Annotated in this window: 24 protein-coding genes and 1 pseudogene; 21 read left to right on the top strand and 4 right to left on the bottom strand. The window is 63.0% G+C overall.

Going from position 1 to position 21,671, the window contains the following annotated elements; all coding sequences use genetic code 11:
• Positions 1-146: 146 nt before the first annotated feature.
• Positions 147-800 carry an NADAR family protein gene (locus ACSLUQ_RS06980; protein ID WP_461808078.1) on the bottom strand — a complete coding sequence of 218 codons (654 nt, stop codon included), beginning with the start codon at positions 798-800 and terminating at the stop codon, positions 147-149.
• Entirely contained in the window at positions 800-1,822 is a 1,023-nt protein-coding gene (locus tag ACSLUQ_RS06975; RefSeq protein WP_461808077.1) for a phosphoribosyltransferase-like protein, read from the bottom strand. The genes ACSLUQ_RS06980 and ACSLUQ_RS06975 overlap by 1 nt, the downstream gene beginning before the upstream one ends.
• Positions 1,823-2,212: 390 nt before the next feature.
• Here ACSLUQ_RS06975 and ACSLUQ_RS06970 point away from each other — a divergent pair, with 390 nt between their 5' ends.
• From ACSLUQ_RS06970 to ACSLUQ_RS06960, 3 genes are all read left to right on the top strand, one after another.
• Complete coding sequence (locus tag ACSLUQ_RS06970) at positions 2,213-2,740, top strand: antirestriction protein ArdA (protein WP_461808076.1); 528 nt, start codon at positions 2,213-2,215, stop codon at positions 2,738-2,740.
• Positions 2,741-2,930: 190 nt separating this feature from the next.
• Positions 2,931-3,146 carry a transcriptional regulator domain-containing protein gene (locus ACSLUQ_RS06965; RefSeq protein ID WP_461808075.1) on the top strand — a complete coding sequence of 72 codons (216 nt, stop codon included), beginning with the start codon at positions 2,931-2,933 and terminating at the stop codon, positions 3,144-3,146.
• Positions 3,147-3,192: 46 nt separating this feature from the next.
• Positions 3,193-3,714 carry a DUF2285 domain-containing protein gene (locus tag ACSLUQ_RS06960; protein ID WP_461808074.1) on the top strand — a complete coding sequence of 174 codons (522 nt, stop codon included), beginning with the start codon at positions 3,193-3,195 and terminating at the stop codon, positions 3,712-3,714.
• Between the two features lie 18 nt (positions 3,715-3,732).
• On the opposite strand, the gene ACSLUQ_RS06955 is transcribed toward ACSLUQ_RS06960, so the two are convergent.
• Positions 3,733-4,020, bottom strand: a complete 288-nt coding sequence (locus ACSLUQ_RS06955; protein ID WP_461808073.1) for a DNA -binding domain-containing protein — start codon at positions 4,018-4,020, stop codon at positions 3,733-3,735.
• Positions 4,021-4,480: 460 nt separating this feature from the next.
• Here ACSLUQ_RS06955 and ACSLUQ_RS06950 point away from each other — a divergent pair, with 460 nt between their 5' ends.
• The 8 genes and pseudogenes from ACSLUQ_RS06950 (at position 4,481) to ACSLUQ_RS06915 (ending at position 10,621) form a co-directional block, all read left to right on the top strand.
• Positions 4,481-4,750 (top strand): helix-turn-helix transcriptional regulator, encoded by a 270-nt coding sequence (locus ACSLUQ_RS06950; protein ID WP_461808072.1) that lies wholly within the window; start codon positions 4,481-4,483, stop codon positions 4,748-4,750.
• Positions 4,751-5,827, top strand: coding sequence for a replication initiator protein A (locus tag ACSLUQ_RS06945; protein WP_461808071.1), 1,077 nt, complete (start codon positions 4,751-4,753; stop codon positions 5,825-5,827).
• Between the two features lie 58 nt (positions 5,828-5,885).
• Positions 5,886-6,404, top strand: coding sequence for a DUF2840 domain-containing protein (locus ACSLUQ_RS06940; protein ID WP_461808070.1), 519 nt, complete (start codon positions 5,886-5,888; stop codon positions 6,402-6,404).
• Complete coding sequence (locus ACSLUQ_RS06935) at positions 6,401-6,946, top strand: S26 family signal peptidase (protein WP_461808069.1); 546 nt, start codon at positions 6,401-6,403, stop codon at positions 6,944-6,946. The genes ACSLUQ_RS06940 and ACSLUQ_RS06935 overlap by 4 nt, the downstream gene beginning before the upstream one ends.
• A 36-nt stretch (positions 6,947-6,982) precedes the next feature.
• Entirely contained in the window at positions 6,983-7,318 is a 336-nt protein-coding gene (locus tag ACSLUQ_RS06930) for a DUF736 domain-containing protein (RefSeq protein WP_461808068.1), read from the top strand.
• Positions 7,315-8,253: a lytic transglycosylase domain-containing protein gene (locus tag ACSLUQ_RS06925; RefSeq protein WP_461808067.1), complete on the top strand. Its 939-nt coding sequence runs from the start codon at positions 7,315-7,317 to the stop codon at positions 8,251-8,253. Before ACSLUQ_RS06930 ends, ACSLUQ_RS06925 begins: the two co-directional genes overlap by 4 nt.
• 460 nt (positions 8,254-8,713) lie before the next feature.
• Positions 8,714-9,220 (top strand): annotated as a pseudogene (locus ACSLUQ_RS06920) (relaxase/mobilization nuclease domain-containing protein); the annotation flags it as partial.
• 168 nt (positions 9,221-9,388) lie between these two features.
• Positions 9,389-10,621, top strand: coding sequence for a DUF3363 domain-containing protein (locus ACSLUQ_RS06915; protein WP_461808473.1), 1,233 nt, complete (start codon positions 9,389-9,391; stop codon positions 10,619-10,621).
• Between the two features lie 32 nt (positions 10,622-10,653).
• Here ACSLUQ_RS06915 and ACSLUQ_RS06910 read toward each other — a convergent pair whose 3' ends face one another.
• A complete protein-coding gene (locus ACSLUQ_RS06910) occupies positions 10,654-11,262 on the bottom strand; it encodes a TetR/AcrR family transcriptional regulator (RefSeq protein WP_461808066.1) in 609 nt (202 codons plus the stop codon).
• Positions 11,263-11,344: 82 nt separating this feature from the next.
• On the opposite strand from ACSLUQ_RS06910, the gene ACSLUQ_RS06905 reads away from it, so the two are divergent.
• The 10 genes from ACSLUQ_RS06905 (at position 11,345) to trbK-alt (ending at position 21,671) form a co-directional block, all read left to right on the top strand.
• Positions 11,345-12,715: a DHA2 family efflux MFS transporter permease subunit gene (locus tag ACSLUQ_RS06905; RefSeq protein ID WP_461808065.1), complete on the top strand. Its 1,371-nt coding sequence runs from the start codon at positions 11,345-11,347 to the stop codon at positions 12,713-12,715.
• 81 nt (positions 12,716-12,796) lie between these two features.
• Complete coding sequence (locus ACSLUQ_RS06900) at positions 12,797-13,687, top strand: LysR family transcriptional regulator (protein WP_461808064.1); 891 nt, start codon at positions 12,797-12,799, stop codon at positions 13,685-13,687.
• Between the two features lie 185 nt (positions 13,688-13,872).
• A complete protein-coding gene (locus ACSLUQ_RS06895; protein ID WP_461808063.1) occupies positions 13,873-15,861 on the top strand; it encodes a conjugal transfer protein TraG in 1,989 nt (662 codons plus the stop codon).
• A gap of 10 nt (positions 15,862-15,871) precedes the next feature.
• The gene (locus ACSLUQ_RS06890) at positions 15,872-16,351 is read left to right on the top strand and encodes a CopG family transcriptional regulator (RefSeq protein WP_461808472.1); all 480 of its coding nucleotides are present in this window, start codon (positions 15,872-15,874) and stop codon (positions 16,349-16,351) included.
• A gap of 145 nt (positions 16,352-16,496) precedes the next feature.
• The gene (trbB, locus tag ACSLUQ_RS06885; protein ID WP_461808062.1) at positions 16,497-17,480 is read left to right on the top strand and encodes a P-type conjugative transfer ATPase TrbB; all 984 of its coding nucleotides are present in this window, start codon (positions 16,497-16,499) and stop codon (positions 17,478-17,480) included.
• Complete coding sequence (locus tag ACSLUQ_RS06880) at positions 17,477-17,809, top strand: TrbC/VirB2 family type IV secretion system protein (protein WP_461808061.1); 333 nt, start codon at positions 17,477-17,479, stop codon at positions 17,807-17,809. The genes trbB and ACSLUQ_RS06880 overlap by 4 nt, the downstream gene beginning before the upstream one ends.
• The gene (locus ACSLUQ_RS06875) at positions 17,809-18,090 is read left to right on the top strand and encodes a VirB3 family type IV secretion system protein (RefSeq protein WP_461808060.1); all 282 of its coding nucleotides are present in this window, start codon (positions 17,809-17,811) and stop codon (positions 18,088-18,090) included. Before ACSLUQ_RS06880 ends, ACSLUQ_RS06875 begins: the two co-directional genes overlap by 1 nt.
• 10 nt (positions 18,091-18,100) lie before the next feature.
• Entirely contained in the window at positions 18,101-20,593 is a 2,493-nt protein-coding gene (trbE, locus tag ACSLUQ_RS06870; RefSeq protein ID WP_461808059.1) for a conjugal transfer protein TrbE, read from the top strand.
• Positions 20,590-21,369, top strand: coding sequence for a P-type conjugative transfer protein TrbJ (trbJ, locus tag ACSLUQ_RS06865; protein WP_461808058.1), 780 nt, complete (start codon positions 20,590-20,592; stop codon positions 21,367-21,369). Before trbE ends, trbJ begins: the two co-directional genes overlap by 4 nt.
• A 14-nt stretch (positions 21,370-21,383) precedes the next feature.
• Entirely contained in the window at positions 21,384-21,671 is a 288-nt protein-coding gene (trbK-alt, locus tag ACSLUQ_RS06860) for a putative entry exclusion protein TrbK-alt (protein ID WP_461808057.1), read from the top strand.

Below are 21,671 nucleotides of genomic sequence, written 5' to 3'. Positions count from 1 at the left end.
GGCGGGTCGAAGCCGAAGAAACAGACAACTACACCTACGCTATACCCCTCTAAGATCACATCTCGTCGGACTCGGTTTTAGATTCACGTCAACATATGATCGAGGTTCAACGAGGGACAGCGACAGCCCAAAGGCGCCCCAGTAGCCTAAAGCAATTTATCTTGCCTATCCTCAGGCGCCGGAGACCTACGATTGGCGGTAACCGTTTCTATTGGCTGACCGAGCAGCAAGAAGTCTGGGATAGTCAATGGGAGCACGGTCTTAAGTGCCCCATCTGCATCATTTTTGAGTAATTCTCGTAGCTCCATCAGCAAGCGGCCTAAAATATTCTGACCAACCAGCATTCCCTCATCAAACTCAACCGCTTTTGCTCCCCAATAATCGTCCTTGCGTGACTGCTCAACTATCGGACGATCCTTCGTAGCCAAAAGCAGACGACCAAACTCCAAATAATTTTGCGCCAGTTTTACACGAAGACACCACCGCATAATTCTCGTTCGAACATGATCCCAATCTTGACGAGAATCCTTCCGGTATGGTTTGCTTTTCATCTTTGCTGTCATCGGACTGTGCTGGTCCATGATTATGCGTTGAACCTCGGGAAGGTGCGGAAAGCGGCATGCCTGATAGAGCGCCTCTGATGTCAGTATTCGCACACCATTTACTCGTAGCGGGAAACCAGAGGCCATGTTCGACAGGCCACCGAAGCTTTCTTTTGTTTTGTAGACGACGACAACCTCCTCCCGTTGATACGTGCGGAGGTCGCGTGTCTGTTCAGAGCGTGAGGTCATCGAAGTCATTAAATATTCTCTGGAGATGCGTAAGTTTTGCGCGCCAATAAGGGATACCAATGAAGCGCTCCACAGGTCGCCTCCGGATCACCCCACCAGAGGGCTAACGGACAGTTATTTGGACAGTTCCTATATGTTGCAATCATCGAACCAAAACCTATGCCAAACGGGCTAAAACCGAGTGGCCGCATAGATGATTTAGGACTTTCGCTCAGTGCTCTAATCTTTGCGCCTGCAATCAGGAACTCACTTTCCAGTATTTGGCGCCCTTGCTCCGAAGAGAATGGCGCTACTACAGCCCCGCCAGCATTGCGCGGCTCAAAGGGAAATTTCGACGGCAGCGCCATATAGGCTTGCACTTCGGCTGCGTCAGGAATTGCGGTCGGCCAAAGAACACCAGAGCTATTTTTATACCACTTACGATTTTCGACCTCTAGCGCGCGCCAGTATTTTATATCAATATTCTTTCCGGAATTCTTTATTACTTCTTTTAACTTTCGCCCCGCAAGATATGAACCTCCTGAGTGAAGAGCCGCAACAATCACATGCACTTTGGCATTTTGTGGCGCCTCGTTGTTGATCCACTCTTCGAGGTCGTTTCCGACTCGATTGCCGCTGAACATCACGTCATCAAGATAGATGTAGTCGCCGTCCGGATCTCCACATTCATCAGTATCAAGCCCGTATTCATCATCCAAACACTTGGAAAAAAGCTTGAGCATTTCCTTCTGGCTTTGCCCATTCTGCTGGATTTTCAGGAAATGCGCTGATCCCCAGTAGGATTCTGGATCATCCCCAACAAGCTTTTCGTTGCTGACTAGATTTCGCAAAAAATCCTTTACATTTTTCTTGGTGATGAAGCTTTGCTTCGCCACATGGTCGAACTCTCGAAGGAACGCGAGCTGATTGGCGGGGGTGAACTGACTTGCCCAACGGTCAACATGTGCGGGGGTGGGTTCGGCAAGCTCACCCCGTCTGTAGGTCTTGATCTCGTTAGCGATGGACTCCAGCAAATCGTCTCTTTCGCTCATGAACTCCCCCCTGAGTCAGTTGTTTGGCCCGCATAACCATTCTAGGGAAGAAGGAGATGAGGGACTAGCTGGAAATGCTGCTCCAAGATGGCATCGCTCGCATCTGAGATGGCTATCCTATCACTCTCGGGACATGCGGTCCTGCCGATAGCGGCTGCGGCCGCGTCCTACTCTATAGGTTTGCTAGGGGCGTTGCCCCCGCGCCAGCAAGGTAAGTGAAACCGTCCGGGGCGGTATCCCCAGCCTTCCGCGCCCAAAGGGCTTGTGCAGGCCGGGTGATCCCCCTCCACCCCGGCCGCCCTTGCTCGTTGCTACCCCAGTCTCGGCGACGGCCAGAAGGTCAGGCGCGGCGTTCCGCTTCGCTGACCTTCAGACCCGAGGACCAGAGACATGACCAAAGCATCCGACAGCAAGCCCCGCATCTATGTCGCCTGCCTTGCGGCCTACAATAACGGTTATCTGCATGGGGCTTGGATCAACGCGGATCAGGAAGCGGGCAAACTCTGGGACGAGATTGCCGCGATACTTGCCCGTTCCCCTGTAGCGGGCGCGGAGGAATACGCCATTCACGACTATGAGGGCTTCGAAGGCGTCAGCATCTCCGAATATGCCGGCATCGACAGCGTGGCGCGGATGGCCGCCTTCATCGCAGAACACGGCGCACTTGGCGCGGGCCTGCTGGAGCAGTTCAGCGGCGACATGGACCAAGCCGAAACCGCTTTGGAGGACTGCTATCTTGGTCAATTCGCCAGCCTCGCCGACTACATGGAGGAATTGACGACCGAGAGCGTCACGATCCCCGAGGCGCTACGCTACTATGTGGATTGGGGCGCGATGGCGCGAGACGCCGAGATCGGCGGCGACCTATTCACCATCGAGACGGCGCAGGGCGAGGTGCATGTGTTTTCAAGCAGATGAGATCATGCCTGCCTGTGCTCATACAGGCAGGCATCTCTAAATCTCCGGTTGTCGCCAAGCTAAAAACACCAAAGAATGATCGGGTTAGCCGCTCAAGGTATCTGCTTTGAACGGGTTTTTTATTTCCAGTGATCCTTGAACCTCTTTTTGCCGGGCGCTGCCCAGCATCCCGGCTTGGGGAGGTGACGCCATGCTCAGCATCGATTGGCGATCTCCGGCGGAATACGGGCACACAAAGCACATCCCTGCCGCTGGTTTCGCTTGGGAATATTTGCGCCGCAACGACGAATATCGTCGGGACTGCCAGACCATCGCATCGACCGGAGGGGTGGCTGCGCGCGACCTTGAAGCGTTCGCGCATCGCTGGGGGTTGCGATTTCCCGTGCGATCCCGACGCGCCGCATGACCGACCGCCACCATTCTGGAGTCCGAGCCTTCAACCGCAAGCGGTGATGCTGTCGCCCGTCGAGCACATGGACTGCGACACCGAACCTATATTGACGCTGGCGCATCTGGACGGCCTCGACCTGCGCCGCGCCGCCGATGGTTGGCACGGCATCTGGCAGGTGGATGGCGTCGCGCATCAATTCTGGCTGCCCGATGCCGTGCCCGATGCCGCCGCATTCTACGCCGTCACGTTGCCGATGGATTCGTTTCTGGAACTGCGTGCTCACGCGGCCCGCCGATTTTGGCGGTCCCTCAACGGTCGCGCGCCCGGTCCTGATTTCCGAGCCGTGCCTGCCCAACTACGGCAATGGCATATCTTGACCCTGCGCGCGCTTGACGCGCGGTTGCGCGGCGAAAGCTATCGCACCATCGCTGAAGTCCTGCTCGGCTTTCGCGGCACGAAGGAGGATTTCGAGAGCGATCCGCGCAAGAACAAAGCCCGCCGCCTGGTCGCGCACGGCATCAAGATGATACGCGGGGGCTATCGCCTTCTGCTCCACTATCCGATCAAGCCCGACAAGCGTTGATGGGCACGGCCATCGACCTCACGCCCTATTGGTTGCCGCCTGCTCCAGAATCTTTCGATAGCCTTCACGCGATAGCCATTGCGCGCGTTCGAGATGGCTTTGCCAGCAACGGCGGGTCAGCAGTTCCTCAGCGGCCGGATCACGGTGCAGCACGATCCGCGCGACTTCCTTCCAGTCCGCGCCCTCGGCCTTCGCATCCAGCAAACGCAGATAGGTGACGTAATGCCGTTCGTCATAGACGGTTATGGTGTCGCCGGTCGGCGCTTCATCGTCCACATCTGGATCGAGTTCGACGGGAACCCGCATAGTCACTCCCCGTATCCGAGAGAGCTTTGTCTGCGGTGCGCCCCCGCAAACGATTCTCTCTGACTCTTGGTGATCGGGGAGTTAGTAACCGTCACGAAACGGCCCCATGGCCTTTAGCTCGGAAAGCCTGTTGTATACGCCACAGGCTCCCCGACCATAGGTCAAGGAGTTGGTGCCGTTCTGGCTGGCACCGGCCATTCGTGAGGGGTTACTACGCCCCAAAGCAGCGCGTCTGCTCCGCAGCGATTCTTAACCGAACCGCGTGGGAATGTCTCTGGCTTTTCGGCGCAACAGGCAGTGAGCCGCTGAAATCCCTCATCATTGGCCGCGCACCGCCCCGAAGGGGGTGCCGCCAGCGTATAGGCGCAAATGCGGCACGCTACGCGCCGCCGATCCCTCGCCATGGTTCGCCACAGTCCGCTGCCGCCCCCGGCAGCCCAATCCCGACTGGAGGTGATCCATGCCCAACCCACTTGCGGGCCTGCCGCCGCGCCTGTTGCGCACCAAGGAAGCCGCGCGCTTCCTCGGCATATCCATCCGCACCCTTGAGAAGCATCGCACCTATGGCACCGGGCCGACCTATCGCAAAGTCGGCGGTCGCGTCCTCTACACCGTCCGCGATCTGGAGGACTGGAGCGCGGCGGGCGAGCGCAGATCCACCCGCGACAAGACCGCCGGCACCGTCTTTCCCGCGCGTCCGCTTACGCCCGAAGAACGGGGCGACTGCTAGATGCTGCGCGAGGACGACCACGACCACGCACAGCCGACCGAGGACAGCGAGCGCAGCCGCCTAGACCCCTTCGTGGTCGCAACCGGCGACGCGCCGCCGCGCGACCAGCGCGACTTGATGGAACGGCCGTTTTTCTCGTTGGCGAAGACCCCGCGCACCAAGCCGATTCTTTACAAGGCCGCCGACATAGAGGTGCAGGTGTTCGGTATGCCCGAGCACGGCATGGCGACCATATGGGACGCCGATGTGCTGATATGGGCGGCCTCGCAGATCGTGGCGGCCGAGAATGACGGCCTCACCACTTCGCGCTTTGTCCGGTTTACGCCTTACCATCTGTTGCGCGCCATCGGGCGACCGACCGGCAATCATCAATACCGGCTTCTGAAAGCCGCGCTGGCGCGGCTGCAATCGACCGTCATCGCCACCACCATCCGCAACGGCCCGCATTGGCGTCGCCGGCAATTCTCATGGATCAACGAGTGGGAGGAAATGACGACGCGCGCCGGCCGCGTCGAGGGCATGGAGTTCGTCCTGCCCGAATGGTTCTACAACAGCGTCATCGACCGTTCGCTGGTCCTGACCATCGACCCGGCCTATTTCCGCCTGACTGGCGGCATCGAGCGATGGCTTTACCGCGTCGCCCGAAAGCACGCCGGGCACCAGCGCCACGGCTGGGTTTTCGAGGTCGCGCACCTCCACCAGAAATCCGGCAGCCTCGCCCGGCCGTCCGATTTCGCGCTCGACCTGCGCCGGATCGCGGCCCGCCAGCAACTTCCCGGCTACCTGCTCCAGATCGAGCGGGAAGACGGCCGCGAACTGCTGCGCATCCGCCCAGAAAGCTCATCAACAGGCACTGTTGATAAACCTGTTAATGCCATCGGCAGATCAGGCGCACGGGGTATCGGCAGATCAGGCGCAGCACTATCGGCAGATCAGGCGCACGAACCGCAGCTAACGCTTTGGCCTGAAACGCGGAATCCGACCGCTAACTTATCTAACAGAGAATCTAACTCTTTTTCTTTGACGCGCGCGCACGCGAAGCGTGGTGCCGGTTCTGCCGGAAGGGGCGAGCCATGACGGCCGCACCCGACGCGCTGCTCCCGCGCAGCCCCCAGCATATCACCGGAGACGAACAATGACCCGTCGCGCCCACCGCAGCGCGCACGGCCGTCCGCTGCCGGACGGGCCTGCGCCCTTCACCACATTGGTCGAGCTGATCTTCGAGAAACGCAAGGTCGAGCACTGGATACGCTTCGGCCGCAAGAGCTACGAGCAGATCATCGACCGCAGCCGCAGCGTCGTCGGCTTCGCGCCGGGCAGCGTCTTTGCCTTCGTGCGATGGGCGTGCGGCGAGCACGGCACTGTCGTTTCGCGCATCGACATTGTGCGCGCCATCGGCCGGGGCGAGCCGTTCCAGACATTGCCCTTCGTGCGCCCCGGCGGCGAAATGCTGTTGCGCCTCGATAGCTGGCCCAAGGTGCAGCGCGCACTTGCCGCTATCGACGCCGTGGATGCGCTCGGCCTCGATCCGGCCGACGCCTCGCCGGAGCATTGGCGGCACGTCCATAACCGTTTGACCGCCAATCTGGAGCCACACGCCTACACCCCCGAGCGGCATGCCGCTTGGCTTCATCGCCGAAGGATCGATCCATGATGCGCCGCCGCACCCTCACGGTGACGGCGCTCGCCGTCCTCGGCATCGCTGCCGCAAGCGCGGTCGAAACGCCGACGAAACTCATCTGGAACGCCACGGCCAGCGCGCCGGTCGGGTTCTACACCGTCGAGCCGACCGACCGGATCGGCGTGCCCGAGCTGGTCGCCATCATGCCGCCCGAACCGCTCGCCGCCTTCATGGTCGAGCGCGGCTATATCGCGCGCGGCGTGCCGCTTTTGAAGCGCGTGCTCGGCCTGCCGGGGCAACAGGTTTGCCGCACCGGCCGCACGATCACGGTGAACGGGATCGAGATGGGCGAGGCGCTGGAGCGCGATAGCCTCGGCCGCGATCTGCCCGTCTGGCAGGGCTGCCGCGTCATCGGCGACGGCCAGCTTTTCCTCATGAATTGGGAAGTCCGCGACAGCCTCGACGGCCGCTATTTCGGACCCATCCCCGCAGCTTCCGTCATCGGCCGAGCGGTCCCGCTCTGGACCGATGAGGAAGGTGTCGGTCGCTACGAGTGGCGCGCGCCGACGCACTGAAACCACCCCCCGAGAACCAACCGCAGGAGATTTCCCATGGCAGAGATAGGCACCTTCACCCGCACCGAAACCGGCTATGCGGGAGAGCTTCATTCGTTCGGCCTCCACGAAAAGCTGTTCATCGTCCCGGCCAAGCCGAGCGACGTGAAGAACGCGCCCGACTATCGCGTGCGCCTCGATAGCGAGAACGGCCCGGACGCCGGCCCGGCATGGAAGGACGCCAGCGAAAATGCTGGCGACTTCGTGTCGATGCGGCTGGAGGGACCGATCTTCCCGTTCCCGATCCGCGCCAAGCTGTTCCAGTCCAACGACGATCCATCGGTCTGGACCCTGCGTTGGAAACACGCTCGGAAAGTCGAGGACGAGGAATGACGGCCGCGCGCGTCCGGCCCGCCATCCGGTCCAAGATCGTCATCCCTTTGTTCGCGGAAAAGCCGTCTCATCCCTCCGTCCCGCTCGGCGACCGGACGGCCGGCGCGCGCAGCGAAGGTCAGGGGCGGCCATCGCCATCGGCCGGCGCTTGCGCCTTGCCCTTGACCGCAGCGAGCACGCTGGCAGGCTGGCGGCGAAGCGGAGACAGGTCGGGATGGCATTGCGCCGTCCTGCTGCTGGCGGGGGCGCTTTCCGTCTGCAACGGATCGGGCGTCGCTGTTGCGCAATCCGTGCCGGTCGAGCGCCCGGCCGCCGCCCATCCCTATGCAGTGCACATCGCCGAGGCGTCGCAGCGTTTCGGGATCCCCGAGCACTGGATTCGCGCCGTGCTGCGCGCCGAAAGCGCGGGCGATGTGCGCGCGGTTTCGTCGGCCGGCGCGATGGGATTGATGCAGGTGATGCCCGACACATGGGCGGGCCTGCGCGTCCGCCATGGCCTCGGCCGCGATCCCTACGACCCGCGCGACAACATCCTCGCAGGCACGGCCTATCTGCGCGAGATGTTCGACCGCTACGGCAATGTCGGCGCGATGCTTGCGGCCTATAACGCCGGCCCCGGCCGCTACGATGAGCACCGTGCGACGGGCCACCCGCTTCCCGCCGAAACACGAGCCTATGTCGCCGCACTCGCCCCGATCCTTGGCGGCTCGGCTCCATCGGATGCGCCGTCGCAACCACCGGCACCGCCGCCCGATTGGCGTGAGGCACCACTATTCGTCATGCGCCCGGACGACACGCGAGCTGCCGCCGCGCCGCCGTCCGAGGTGCAAACAGGCGACGGCCGCGCTGCCGTTCCGGCGCGCGACCCCGCCCGTGCGGAGCCGCAGGACGGCGGCATTTTCGTGGCGAGCGCCAGCGACGGGGGAGCGCCATGAGGGCGGCGTTCCCGCGCTCGGCGACGCTGGTTTCGGCATCCGGTCGGGCAGGTTTGCGCCCGGCAGGATTCCCGGCAGGAGGGGCAGAAAGGACAGAAAGGGCGGAGGGCAAGATTAAAGAAGACGGCACCATATGGGGCCGCTTCTGGAAATTGTTGTTGCCTGCACACTGCTTAGGTGGCCGGTTCCGGCACCATGGTTTTGAGGGGCCGCGTGCCGCGATTTCGCGCAAAGCCTTGGCTTTGCAGGGTTTCGAGCGGCACCATAGGCGCAGATCGGCCGTTTTCCGGGGGTTTTGGCTGGAGTCGCGTCCTTGAGCGCCGACGACGAAAACCGCTTCCGACCGAACCCCGGCCGCATCCGATCCGACACGCCGAAGGCCGGCAAGACCAAGAGCTTTTTCACGCAGGTCAAGAAGATCACCCGGCAGCATCAGGCGGCAGCCTCCCGCGACCCTTCCATGCCGTCATCCGCCCGCCCGTCATCGCCGGGCCGTTCCCGTGCCGTGGTCGCCAGCGGCAAGGGCGTGAAGCGCGGCCGGGGCGCGAGCTTCGTGCGCGCCCGCAATATCTCCGGCCATTGGCATCATCGCCAGCCGGGCAGCCGCCGCGTCATCGTCAAGCAGCGCAGCGTCAGGGCCGCATGGAAGGGCGGCCGTGCCCGCGCGCATCTGCGCTATGTCCAGCGTGACGGAACCTCACGCGACGGCGAGCGGGGCCGGCTCTTTTCGGCGACCAAGGACCGCGCCGATGGCGACGCCTTCCTTGATCGCGGCAAGGACGACCGCCACCAATTCAGATTCATCGTCTCGCCCGAGGATGGCGCGGAGCTGTCGGACCTCACGGCCTACACCCGTGATTTCATGAAGCAGGTGGAGGCCGACCTCGGCACCAAACTCGATTGGGTTGCCGTCAATCACTACAACACCGGCCATCCCCATGTGCATATCATCGTCAACGGCCGCGACGATACCGGCGGGGATCTAGTCATCAACGGCGACTATCTTTCCGCCGGCCTGCGTGAGCGGGCGAGCGAGCTTGCCAGTCTTGAACTCGGCCCCGTCACCGAGATCGAGCAGACCCGCAAGCTGTCGGCCGAAATCGACCAAGACCGTTTTACCCGGATCGACGGGGCGATGGCCAAGGAAGCCGATGCCCGTTTCCTCGACCTGCGCCATGAGCCGGCCGCGCCGCGCCGCCAGTTCGAGCGAACGCTGCGCCTGCGCAGGCTCGGCAAGCTGGAGAAGATGGGGCTGGCGGCCGAGCACGCGCCCGGCGTTTGGGAGTTGAGCAAGGACATGGAACCGGCCCTGCGCGAGCTAGGCGACCGTGGCGACATTATCCGCAGCATGCAGAAGGCGCTCGGCCCGCAGGGAGGCGAACGCGATCCCATGAGCTTCCAAATCCATGACGGAGCGCCCGAGACGCCTATCGTCGGTCGCGTCGTGGACAAGCACCTGTCCGACGAACTGGGGGAGAACCTGACCGTTGTGGTGGACGGGATCGACGGCCGCACGCACCACATCGCCGGCATCGCGCCCGAGCGGCTGGAGGATGCCCGCATCGGCAGCGTCGTCCAGCTCGGCCCGGCAGAGGTGACGGCCCGGCCGTCCGACCGCAGCATCACCACCATTGCCGAGGACGGCATCTATCGGCCGAGCCGTCATCTGGAGCAGGCCAAGTTCGAGGGCCGCGTTCCCGCCGGCGACTATGAGAGCTATGTCGATGCCCATGTCCGCCGACTGGAGGCGCTGCGCCGGGCCGGGATCGTCGAGCGCATCAACGCCGATCAATGGCGCACCCCCGACGATCTGGTCAGCCGCGCCGCCGCCTATGACGCAGGCCGCGACCGGCAGGCCAGCGTTCGCGTCCTTTCCCCGGTCGATCTAGGCAAGCAGGTCGGATCGGATGGCGCGACCTGGCTGGACCGACGATTGATCCATGGCGAGACGGCCGACCTTGCGCCGACCGGCTTCGGCCAGCAGGTGCGCGAGGCCATGGACCAGCGGCGCGAGCATCATATCGAACAGGGCGACGCCACCCGAGCGGGGAATGGCCGCATCTTCTACCGGCGCAGCCTTCTCGCCACCTTGCACGAGCGCGAGGTTGCCCGCGTCTGCACAGAGATGGCCGAGAGCAAGGGGCTGCCGTTCCGCGCCGCCACGGAGGGCGAGAACGTCAGCGGCAAGTTCACCGGCACCGTGCAGCTATCGAGCGGCAAGTTCGCGGTGGTCGAAAAGAGTCACGAGTTCACACTTGTCCCGTGGCGGCCGGTCATCGACCGTCAGCTCGGCCGGGAGGTCATGGGGATCGTGCAAGGCGGATCGATATCGTGGCAGTTGAGAAGGCAGAGGGGAATAAGTCTCTAACCGTATGCCACCCAGGTGTAGGGCTCTGTTTTCTAAACTTTTGGACTCCTCAGCCGGTCAAGGTGAAGGATCAGAAGTTTCAGAGCGGTCTCTCCACTTTGCAGCCCGATCATAACAGCAGTGCTAAGGCCGTGGACCAACCCTAACAGAATGGCGGCCTCACTATCGGCATTAAGTTCGGCGTCGAACTCTCCAGCTACCTGCCCTTGCTTCAAAAGCGAGATAATGCGCAGCAACAGTCCGTTCGGGCCTTCAACGAACACGCGGTTGGGAATTTCGGTGTCGGTCATCCCGAGCACCGCGTAGGACATCCAAAGCAGATGAAAATCACGCTGCCGCGAGTCGGTCGGCAGAGCTTCTTCAAAGAGGGCTTTTAGGGTTTCTGTAGCGGTCGATGGCTCCGGGAAATTGACGGCACGATTTGCCCATCGTTCGTTGCTCATTCTGTCCAGCATCGTGAGACCGGCCTGCATCAGGCCGCTCTTAGTCTTGAAATAATACTGTACAAGACGAAGCGATATCCCGGCCTCGGACGCCACAGAGCGCATGGAAACTGCGTGCAAGCCCTCTCGCACGGCCAGCGTGACAAACGCTTCTAAAATCATTGATCGGCGTTCGTCGTGGTCAACCGTTCTTGGCATGAAGGGTCCCTTGGTTCCGCAGAGTTTTCATGATACAACTGTATCATGAAAATCCAACTGAGTCTTCTGGTGTCGTAACTCCATGTTGTCAGCCCCGCCCAGCATCTCGCTTCGTCTTTGGATGGTTGCCGCAGTCACAGGGTCCGGCGCGTTCATGGCCATGCTAGATTCCACTGTCGCCAATCTCGCCATCGACACGATCGCTCGAGATTTCGACGCGCCGTTGGCAGACGTCCAATGGATCGCCACGAGTTATCTAATCGCTCTCGCACTCTCACTCCCGTTGACCGCGTGGCTAGCACGACGTTTCGGCTCAGGCCGTGTCTGGGCGGCCGCCATTCTTGTGTTCGTCGCTTCGTCTGTATTGTGCGGAATATCGCGAGACCTGACGACATTGATCGTCGCTCGATGTTTGCAAGGGCTAGCCGCCGGTTTGATGGTGCCGGTGGGACAAACGGTGCTCAGCGTAGCGGCTGATCGCCAACAACTCGGCCGATTGATGGGAACGGTAGGATTTGCAGTCGCACTTGGCCCCGCATTGGGGCCGGGATTAGGCGGTGTGCTGATTGATAACCTGTCTTGGCGCTGGTTGTTCTGGATTAACGTACCGGTGGGAATCGCCGCAGTGGCCGCAGCCAAATATGTTCTGCCACCGGACGAAGTGTCCCGTACAGATCGGCTCGACACCCCCGGGCTACTACTAATCGGCCTGGGCCTTCCGCTCCTGTTGTATGGTAGCGCTGGGATCGGAGCGATGGGCATTACCCCGTCATCAATCCTTCCACTTACATTTGGAATAGCTCTTACTATCGCCTTCATCATACATGCTCGCCGTGCAATATCACCGCTGATAGACATTCGACTATTCCGCCGGGCGGGCTTTGCGGCTGCCGTAGTCACCGCCAGCCTTACGGGGGCTGCCATGTATGGCGGATTGCTCCTTATACCGCTATTTTTGCAAGACAGTTTGCATCAGTCTCCGACTGATGCTGGTTTGATGTTGTTCCTGATGGGCTTGGGTTCGGCAATCGTCTTGCCAATCGCGGGCAACCTGACTGACCGCTACGGCGCTCTCATGGTCTGTTTATTCGGAAGCATAATACTACTGCTAAGCACAGCAGCCTTTCTTTGGTCCTCGATTCTGCCGCTCGCCTTAATTTCCATATTATTTGTCCGTGGAGGTGGGTTGGCATTGGCACAAATGCCAGCCATGACCGCCGCCTATGCTGCTGTTTTAAAGAATGAGACGAGCGACGCGGCGACAATTATCAACATAGCCCAGCGTCTTGGAGGCGCGCTGGGCGCGATCACCACTGTTATTGTGCTAGAGCAAGCCGCCGCGACTGACAACCAGCACGCATACAGATGGGGGTTTGCTCTCTTAGTCGCCTTCGCTGTCGCATCAATGGTCACATCGACGCTGTTGAAACGACCATTGATACAATCCGATTAGTGATGAGCGATGCGCCGTCGTTCGCCACATACGATTGATCGCCAATGGGGGGGGGCGACCGCACTCGGCTCGCGCATCCCCTTGGCGTCCCTGATCCAGACGCTCGCCGTCGCCGAATATCTCAACTTCCGGCACGCCGCCAACGCGCTCGGCGTAGCGCAATCCAGCGTCAGCGCTCGGGTGAAGGCGCTGGAGGAAGACCTTGGCATCCTCCTTTTCGAGCGCCATGCTCGGGGCGTCCGGTTGACTGAGGCCGGACGCCATTTCGTCGAACGGATAGCGGTGGGCGTCGATCAGCTTGACCACGCGGTAAAAACCGCCGGCATGGCGGCAGTGGGAGAAACCGGTCGGCTTCGTATCGGAATCCATGCGCTGATCCCTCGCAGCTTCCTAGCAAAGCTGATCGGACAATATCGCGAAGACCACCCCGGCGTCGAAGTCGTGATGACCGAAGGCACGGCCCGCGATACGGTAACGCAACTTCGCGCTGATCGGCTGGACGTGGCGTTCGTCGCCGGGAAGCCCGAACTGCCCGACTGCCACACCCACTTGATCTGGACCGAACCGCTGGTGGCGGTGCTGCCCGATGGGCATTGCCTCGCCGGGCAGTCGGCTATCACTTGGGCCGATCTGACTGGCGAGACTTTCCTTGTTCGCCATGGCGGCACCGGCCCACAAGTCCACGATCATATCGTGCTGCGCCATGCCGGCCGCTGGCCCGCACCGTCGATCCTACGTTTCGATGTGGAGCGTAGCACGCTGCTGTCTATGGTCGGACAGGGCTTCGGCATTACCATAGTCGGGGCCGCCACGGCGCTGTTGCCGACAACCGGCATTATCTTCCTGCCCTTCGCCGATGAGCCGGAGCCGGTCGCCTTCTCGGCAGTCTGGTCGCCGTCCAACCGCAGCGCCGCGCTTCGCAATCTGCTTATCCTCGCCCGCGACATGGGCCGGGTGGTCCGCACTGACTGACTTCCATCCGCGATTCGATTCCGCCAGCCGGCATAGGCATCAGCATCTGCGACGGTCCCGAGGCCACCCGTCCTATTTGCCGCCGATAGTATCCGGCAGCCCTCCGGCATCCTCTTTCCTGTTGCCCATCCCGATTTTGACTACTCTCTGATCGGCTCCGTCTCTTTTGCCGACTGGAGCCTGCATTGCGCGGAGGACGAATCCTTTGGGGTCAAATCGCTGTCGTCTTCACCATCGTTCTGGTGATGGTGTGGGCAGCGACGCAATGGACGGCCTTTCGCCTCGGCTTCCAGCCGCAGCTTGGAGCGCCATGGTTCGAGCTGGCGGGCCTGCCGGTCTATTACCCGCCCGCCTTCTTCTGGTGGTGGTTTTCGTTCGACGCCTATGCGCCCGCGATCTTCGTCGAGGGCGGCATCATCGCGGTATCGGGCGGCTTCCTCGCTGTCGCTGCCGCCATCCTCATGTCGATCATCCGGGCGCGGGAGGCGCGCAACGTCGCCACATATGGATCGGCGCGATGGGCCGAGGACCGGGAAATCCACAGCGCCGGCTTGCTCGGCCCCGATGGCGTCCTGCTCGGCCGATACGACAGGGACTATCTGCGCCATGACGGGCCGGAGCATGTCTTGTGCTTCGCCCCGACCCGGAGCGGTAAGGGCGTCGGGCTAGTGGTACCGACGCTGCTGACATGGCCGGCATCCGCCATTGTCCACGACATAAAAGGGGAAAACTGGACGCTGACAGCGGGCTTTCGCGCGAAATATGGCCGCGTGCTCCTGTTTGATCCGACCAATGCCGGATCGTCCGCCTACAACCCTCTGCTGGAGGTGCGGCAGGGCGAATGGGAAGTCCGCGACGTGCAGAATATCGCGGATATTCTGGTCGATCCCGAAGGTAGCCTCGACAAGCGCAACCATTGGGAAAAGACCAGCCATAGCCTGCTGGTCGGCGCGATCCTGCATGTTCTCTATGCGGAGAAGGACAAGACCTTGGCGGGCGTCGCCAATTTCCTGTCCGATCCGCGCCGCCCGGTCGAGGCGACCTTGCGCGCCATGATGGACACGCCGCATCTCGGCGAGGCTGGCGTTCATCCCGTTATCGCGTCGTCGGCCCGCGAGCTGCTGAACAAGAGCGAGAACGAACGCAGCGGCGTGCTGTCCACCGCCATGTCGTTTTTGGGATTGTATCGTGATCCCGTGGTAGCGCGCGTCACGGCACGATGCGACTGGCGCATTGCCGATCTTGTCGGCAGCCGCCAGCCCGTCACGCTCTATCTGGTCGTGCCGCCGTCCGACATAAACCGCACCAAGCCTCTTATTCGGCTGATCCTCAACCAGATCGGCAGACGGTTGACCGAGGAATTGACCACCTCCGGCAAGCGCCATCGCCTGCTGTTGATGCTGGACGAGTTTCCTGCGCTCGGCCGGCTCGACTTCTTTGAATCGGCGCTCGCCTTCATGGCGGGCTACGGCATCAAAGGCTTTCTGATCGCGCAGAGCCTCAACCAGATCGAGCGCGCCTATGGGCCGAACAACGCGATCCTCGACAACTGCCATGTCCGCGTCAGCTTTGCCACGAACGACGAACGCACCGCCAAGCGGGTGAGCGACGCGCTCGGCACCGCGACTGAGTTGCGCGATTCCACCAACTATGCCGGGCACAGGTTGGCCCCGTGGCTCGGGCATCTCATGGTGTCGCGGCAGGAGACGGCCCGGCCGCTGCTCACGCCGGGCGAGATCATGCAGCTACCGCCAACGGACGAAATCGTGATGGTCGCGGGCACGCCGCCGATCCGCGCGACCAAGGCACGCTATTTCGAGGATGCGCGGTTTCAGGAACGCATTCTGACCCCGCCCGATCTGGTCGCCGCTCCGCTGGCGCCCAGCCCATCCGCCGATGATTGGTCCGGCCGCATGGTCGCGGCGGAAAGCCGTTCCGCGACGATCGCCGCAGACGGGACCGAGGGCGATCCGGCCAATGCCGGCATCCGCCGCGAGCCGGAATTGCCCGAGCATGAGGAAATCGTCGCCCCGCCTCCATCGCCCGAACAGGAGTTCGAGTTTCTGGACGACGAGCCGGACGTTGACGCGGCCAAGGCCCGCGCCATGCGCCAGCGCATGAGGACGGTCGCGCGGCAGGTGGCGATGAACCCCGATGATGGAATCGAGCTTTGAGGACACGCCCATGACCACACGCACCCGCCTGAATATCTATTTCGACCCCACGCTCATCCCGCAGATCGAGGCGATGGCGCTGCGCCGCTCGGTGGCGCTCCGCCGCAATGTCTCAAAATCCGCCATCGTGGAGGCGGCGGTCATGTCCTACCTGTCCGGCGATTCCGCCGACCAGCTTGAAGCCGCTATGTCGCGCCGTCTGGACAAGCTCGGCCGCCAGATCGACACGCTCGACCTGGATCTCGCCGTCCTCGGCGAGACGGTCGCGCAGTTCATCCATTTCTGGATGACCATCACGCCGCCGCTTACGGGAGCCGCACAATCCGCTGCCCGCGCCAAAGGCGCGGAGCGGTTTGAGGGCTTCATGCAGAATCTCGGCCGGCGTCTGGCGACCGGCGACAGGTTCCTCAAAGAGCTGTCGCGCGACCTCGACTCACTTCCCGACGATCCGTTGCCGGACGAGTCCGAGAGCAGCGGCGATCAAGAGTAAGTATTCGGACCCATCCTATTTACCGCCGTTCGCCGCCGATCACCGCACGCAGCTAGATACTTGTTGAACCGGCCCAATTCCGGGCTTTCTTAATCGACCCCGTCCGGGGACCGCCTGTTGCACCCCGCCAGAAGCCGGGGCCGACATGACGACCAACCACCACAGACAGGAAGCGATCCAGCGCGGCGCGCGCATGTTGCGCACCGCGCTCGGCCCCGCCATTGCTCGGCTGCTCGAAGACCCGGCCGTGGTCGAGGTGATGCTGAACCCGGACGGGCGGTTGTGGATCGACCGCCTGTCCGAAGGGCTGTCCGATACGGGCGAAACTATTTCGCCTGCCGATGGCGAACGCATCGTGCGGCTGGTCGCGCATCATGTCGGCGCGGAGGTTCATGCCCGCAGTCCCCGCGTCTCGGCCGAGCTGCCCGAGAGCGGCGAGAGGTTCGAGGGCCTTTTGCCGCCCGTGGTCGCTGCCCCCACCTTTGCCATCCGCAAGCCCGCCGTCGCGGTGTTCACGCTCGACGACTATGTGGCCGCCGGCATCATGTCCGCCGAGCAGGCGGAAACGCTGCGCGAAGCCGTCGCAGCCCGCGCCAATATCTTGGTGGCAGGCGGCACCAGCACCGGCAAGACCACGCTGACCAACGCGCTGCTCGCCGAGGTGGCGAAGACGCAGGATCGCGTCGTCATCATCGAGGACACGCGCGAGCTGCAATGCGCCGCGCCGAACCTTGTCGCCATGCGGACGAAAGACGGCGTGGCGACGCTTTCCGATCTGGTCCGTTCCTCGCTGCGCCTGCGCCCCGACCGTATTCCCATTGGCGAGGTGCGCGGTGCCGAAGCGCTCGACCTTCTGAAAGCGTGGGGCACCGGCCATCCGGGCGGGATCGGCACCATTCACGCCGGCACCGGCATCGGCGCGCTTCGTCGCCTTGAACAGCTCATCCAAGAGGCTGTCGTCACGGTCCCGCGCGCCCTGATCGCCGAGACTATCGACCTTGTTGCCGTCCTTTCCGGGCGCGGTTCCGCGCGCCGGCTGGCCGAGCTTGCCCACGTCGAAGGGCTGGGGCCGGACGGCGACTACTGCATCACCCCCGCAATCCCCACCAGCACAGGAGAATCTTCATGATCCGCACGCTCACGCGCGGCTATCGCTTCGCCGCGACAGCCGCATCCACCCTTGTCATCAGCCTCATACTCGCCCCGGCCGCCCATGCGTCCGGTTCGTCGATGCCGTGGGAAGCCCCGCTCCAGAGCATCCTTCAGTCCATCGAGGGGCCGGTCGCCAAGATCATCGCCGTCATCATCATCATCGTGACCGGCCTGACCCTCGCGTTCGGCGATACGGGCGGCGGCTTTCGCAAGCTGATCCAGATCGTATTCGGCCTGTCCATCGCCTTCGCGGCGTCGAGTTTCTTCCTGTCGTTCTTTTCGTTCGGCGGCGGGGCGCTCATCTGATGGCGGGCGGCCTTGAACAACTCGACACGGTGCCGGGATTTTCAATCCCGGTTCACCGGGCGCTGACCGAGCATATCCTGCTCGGCGGCGCACCGCGCGCCATCGCCATTATGAACGGAACGCTGGCCGGAGCTGTGGGCCTCGGCCTGCGCCTCTGGCTGGTCGGCATCGCCATATGGGTCATCGGACATTTCGCAGCCGTATGGGCGGCAAAACGCGATCCCCTCTTTGTCGAGGTCGGTCGGCGGCATCTCCGCATCCCGGCTTTTCTGTCGGTGTGAGGGCGCGGCCATGATGAACCTTACCGAATATCGCAGCACCGCGACCCGGCTCGCGGATTTCCTGCCATGGGCCGCATTGGTCGGCTCCGGCGTCGTCTTGAACAAGGATGGCAGTTTCCAGAGAACCGCGAAGTTTCGCGGTCCCGATCTGGACAGCGCCGTGGCGGCCGAGCTGGTCGCCGTCGCCGGTCGCATCAACAATGCCGTCCGCCGTCTAGGATCGGGCTGGAGCTTTTTCGTCGAGGCGCAGCGTAGCGAAGCCGCGACCTATCCCGACAGCACCTTTCCCGATGCCGCATCGGCGCTGGTCGATGCCGAGCGCAAGGCCGGTTTCGAGGAAGCGGACGCGCATTTCGTGTCCGGCTACTTCCTGACTTTCCTCTGGCTGCCGCCGGCCGAGGAAGCCGCTCGTGCGGAAACATGGCTCTACGAGGGCCGCGAGAAAACCGACGTGGACCCGTGGGAGCTACTGCGCGGCTTCATCGACCGCACCGACCGCGTGCTGGCCTTGCTTGACGGCTTCATGCCCGAGTGCCGTTGGATGGATGACGGTGCGACGCTGACCTACCTGCATTCCACCATCTCGACCAACCGGCATCGCGTGCGCGTTCCCGAGGTGCCGATGCACCTCGACGCGCTGCTCGCCGACCAGCCGTTGACCGGCGGGCTGGAGCCGCGCCTTGGCGGCGCGCATCTGCGCGTGCTGACCATCGTAGGCTTCCCGACAGCGACGACGCCGGGCCTGCTCGACGAGATGAACCGCCTGCCGTTCCCCTACAGGTGGAGCACACGCGCGATCCTGCTCGACAAGACCGATGCGACCCGGCTTCTAACCCGCATCCGCCGCCAATGGTTCGCCAAGCGCAAGTCCATCGCCGCAATTCTGAAAGAGATAATGACCAACGAAGCGTCCGCGCTGGTGGACACCGACGCGGCGAACAAGGCGCTCGACGCCGACATGGCCTTGCAGGAACTTGGGGCAGACGTGGCGGGCATGGCCTATGTCACCGCTACCGTCACCGTTTGGGATGCCGACCCGCGCATAGCCGACGAGAAGCTACGCCTGGTCGAGAAAATCGTTCAGGGGCGCGACTTCACCGCCATGCCCGAGAGCGTCAACGCTGTTGACGCATGGCTCGGCAGCCTACCCGGACACGCCTACGCGAATGTTCGCCAGCCGCCCATCAGCACTTTGAATCTCGCCCACATGATCCCGCTTTCGGCGGTGTGGGCGGGGCCGGAACGGGATGAGCATTTCGGTGCGCCCCCTTTGCTCTTTGGAAAGACCGAAGGCTCAACCCCGTTCCGGTTGTCTTTGCATGTCGGCGACGTAGGGCACACCATTGTCGTTGGCCCCACGGGCGCGGGCAAGAGCGTGCTGCTCGCCCTCATTGCGCTCCAGTTCCGCCGCTACGAGGCCAGCCAAGTCTTTGCCTTCGACTTCGGCGGTTCGATCCGCGCCGTGTCGCTCGCCATGGGCGGCGACTGGCACGACCTTGGCGGCGGGCTGACGGAAGGGGCCGAGGCGTCCGTCTCGCTCCAGCCGCTCGCCCGCATCCACGACACCTATGAACGCGCATGGGCGGCGGACTGGATTGCCGCCATCCTCATGCGTGAAGGCATCGCCATCACGCCCGAGGTCAAGGAATATCTTTGGACGGCGCTGACCTCGCTCGCCTCCGCGCCGGTCGAGGAACGTACCATCACCGGCCTTGCGGTGCTGCTGCAATCCAACGATCTGAAACAGGCGCTCCGACCGTTCTGCGTCGGCGGAGCCTATGGCCGGCTGCTCGACGCCGAAGCCGAACATCTCGGCTCGGCCGATGTGCAGGCGTTCGAGATCGAGGGCCTTGTCGGGACCGGCGCGGCTCCGGCCGTGCTCGCCTACCTGTTCCATCGTATCGGCGACCGGCTCGACGGGCGGCCGACGCTGCTCATCATAGATGAAGGCTGGCTTGCGCTGGACGACGAGGGTTTCGCCGGCCAGCTCCGCGAATGGCTGAAAACGCTGCGCAAGAAAAACGCCAGCGTCATCTTCGCCACGCAAAGCCTGTCCGACATCGACGGCAGCACCATCGCGCCCGCGATCATCGAGAGCTGCCCGACGCGGCTCCTGCTGCCGAACGAGCGCGCCATCGAGCCGCAGATCACCGAGATATACCGGCGATTCGGCCTGAATGACCGCCAGATCGAAATCCTCGCAAGGGCCATACCCAAGCGGGATTACTACTGCCAGTCGCGGCGCGGCAATCGCCTGTTCGAGTTGGGCCTGTCTGAAATCGGCCTCGCGCTCTGCGCTGCATCCGCCAAATCCGACCAGACTCTCATTGCGCAGATCGTCGCCGAACACGGCCGCGACGGTTTCCTCGCCGCATGGCTACGCGCGCGCGGCGTCGAGTGGGCGGCCGACCTGATCCCGAACCTCACCAATCTTGCCGACCGGCCGGAATCCGCCGCGCCGGCTCGGCTCGATACCCACCCCACACAGGAGATTCTTCCATGACCTATTCCAAGATCGTCGGGGCCTCGGCCCTCGCATTGGCGCTTGCCGTGCCCGTCGCACTTTCGCCCATGCTGGCAAGCCCGGCCCATGCCCAGCTCTTTGGCTTCGGCCGCATCGTCTATGACCCATCCAACTATGCGCAGAACGTGCTCACGGCCGCGCGCACGCTGGAGCAGATCAACAACCAGATTCAAAGCCTCCAGAACGAGGCGCAGATGCTCATCAATCAGGCCCGGAATCTGGCGAGCCTGCCGCATTCCTCACTCCAGCAACTCCAGCAGAACGTCCAGCGCACGCAGCAGCTTTTAGGCCAAGCGCAGAATATCGCGTTCGAGGTCGGGCAGATCGACCAAGCGTTCCAGCAGCAATACGGCAATGTCTCGCTTTCGGCGACCGACGCCCAACTGGTCGCCGATGCGCGCAGCCGATGGGAGAACACGGTTGGCGGTTTGCAGGACGCCATGCGCGTGCAGGCGGGCGTCATCGGCAACATCGACAGCAACCGCGCCGAGATGGCCGCGCTTGTCGGCCAAAGCCAAGGCGCGACCGGCGCGCTGCAAGCCACTCAGGCCGGCAACCAGCTCCTTGGGCTTCTGTCGCAACAGCTCTCGGACCTGATTGCAGTCAACTCCGCTAATGGCCGCGCTGACGCGCTGACCGAGGCCGAGCGCGCGACCGCCGCCGAACAGGGCCGCATCCAGCGTGAGCGGTTCCTGACGCCCGGCACCGGCTACCAGCCGGGCAATGCGCAGATGTTCAACAACGGCAACAACTGACGGGAGGTGCCGCCATGGACGGCAAGATGCTGGCCCGCCTCGGGGCCGTGGTGTTCGTTGCGATTGCCTTGACAGTGACCGCAATCGACATGGCGCGGAAGGACGAGCCTTCCGCGCCACGGCCCGCATCGGCCCTCCAGCCGCCGCCTGATCCCCTGCGCGAAACCTTGCGCCGTTGCCAGCAACTCGGCGAGGCGGCGGCAAGCGACGCCGATTGCCTCGCCGCTTGGGCTGAATCCCGCGACCGCTTCCTCGGCCGCACGCCAGCGCCCACCGCGCCGCAAGCCAGCGAAGGGCGCTGA

Source organism: Stappia sp. ICDLI1TA098 (assembly GCF_054880955.1).
Note: the sequence above shows the minus strand (reverse complement) of the source record. Positions and strands in the feature narration are given on the sequence as shown.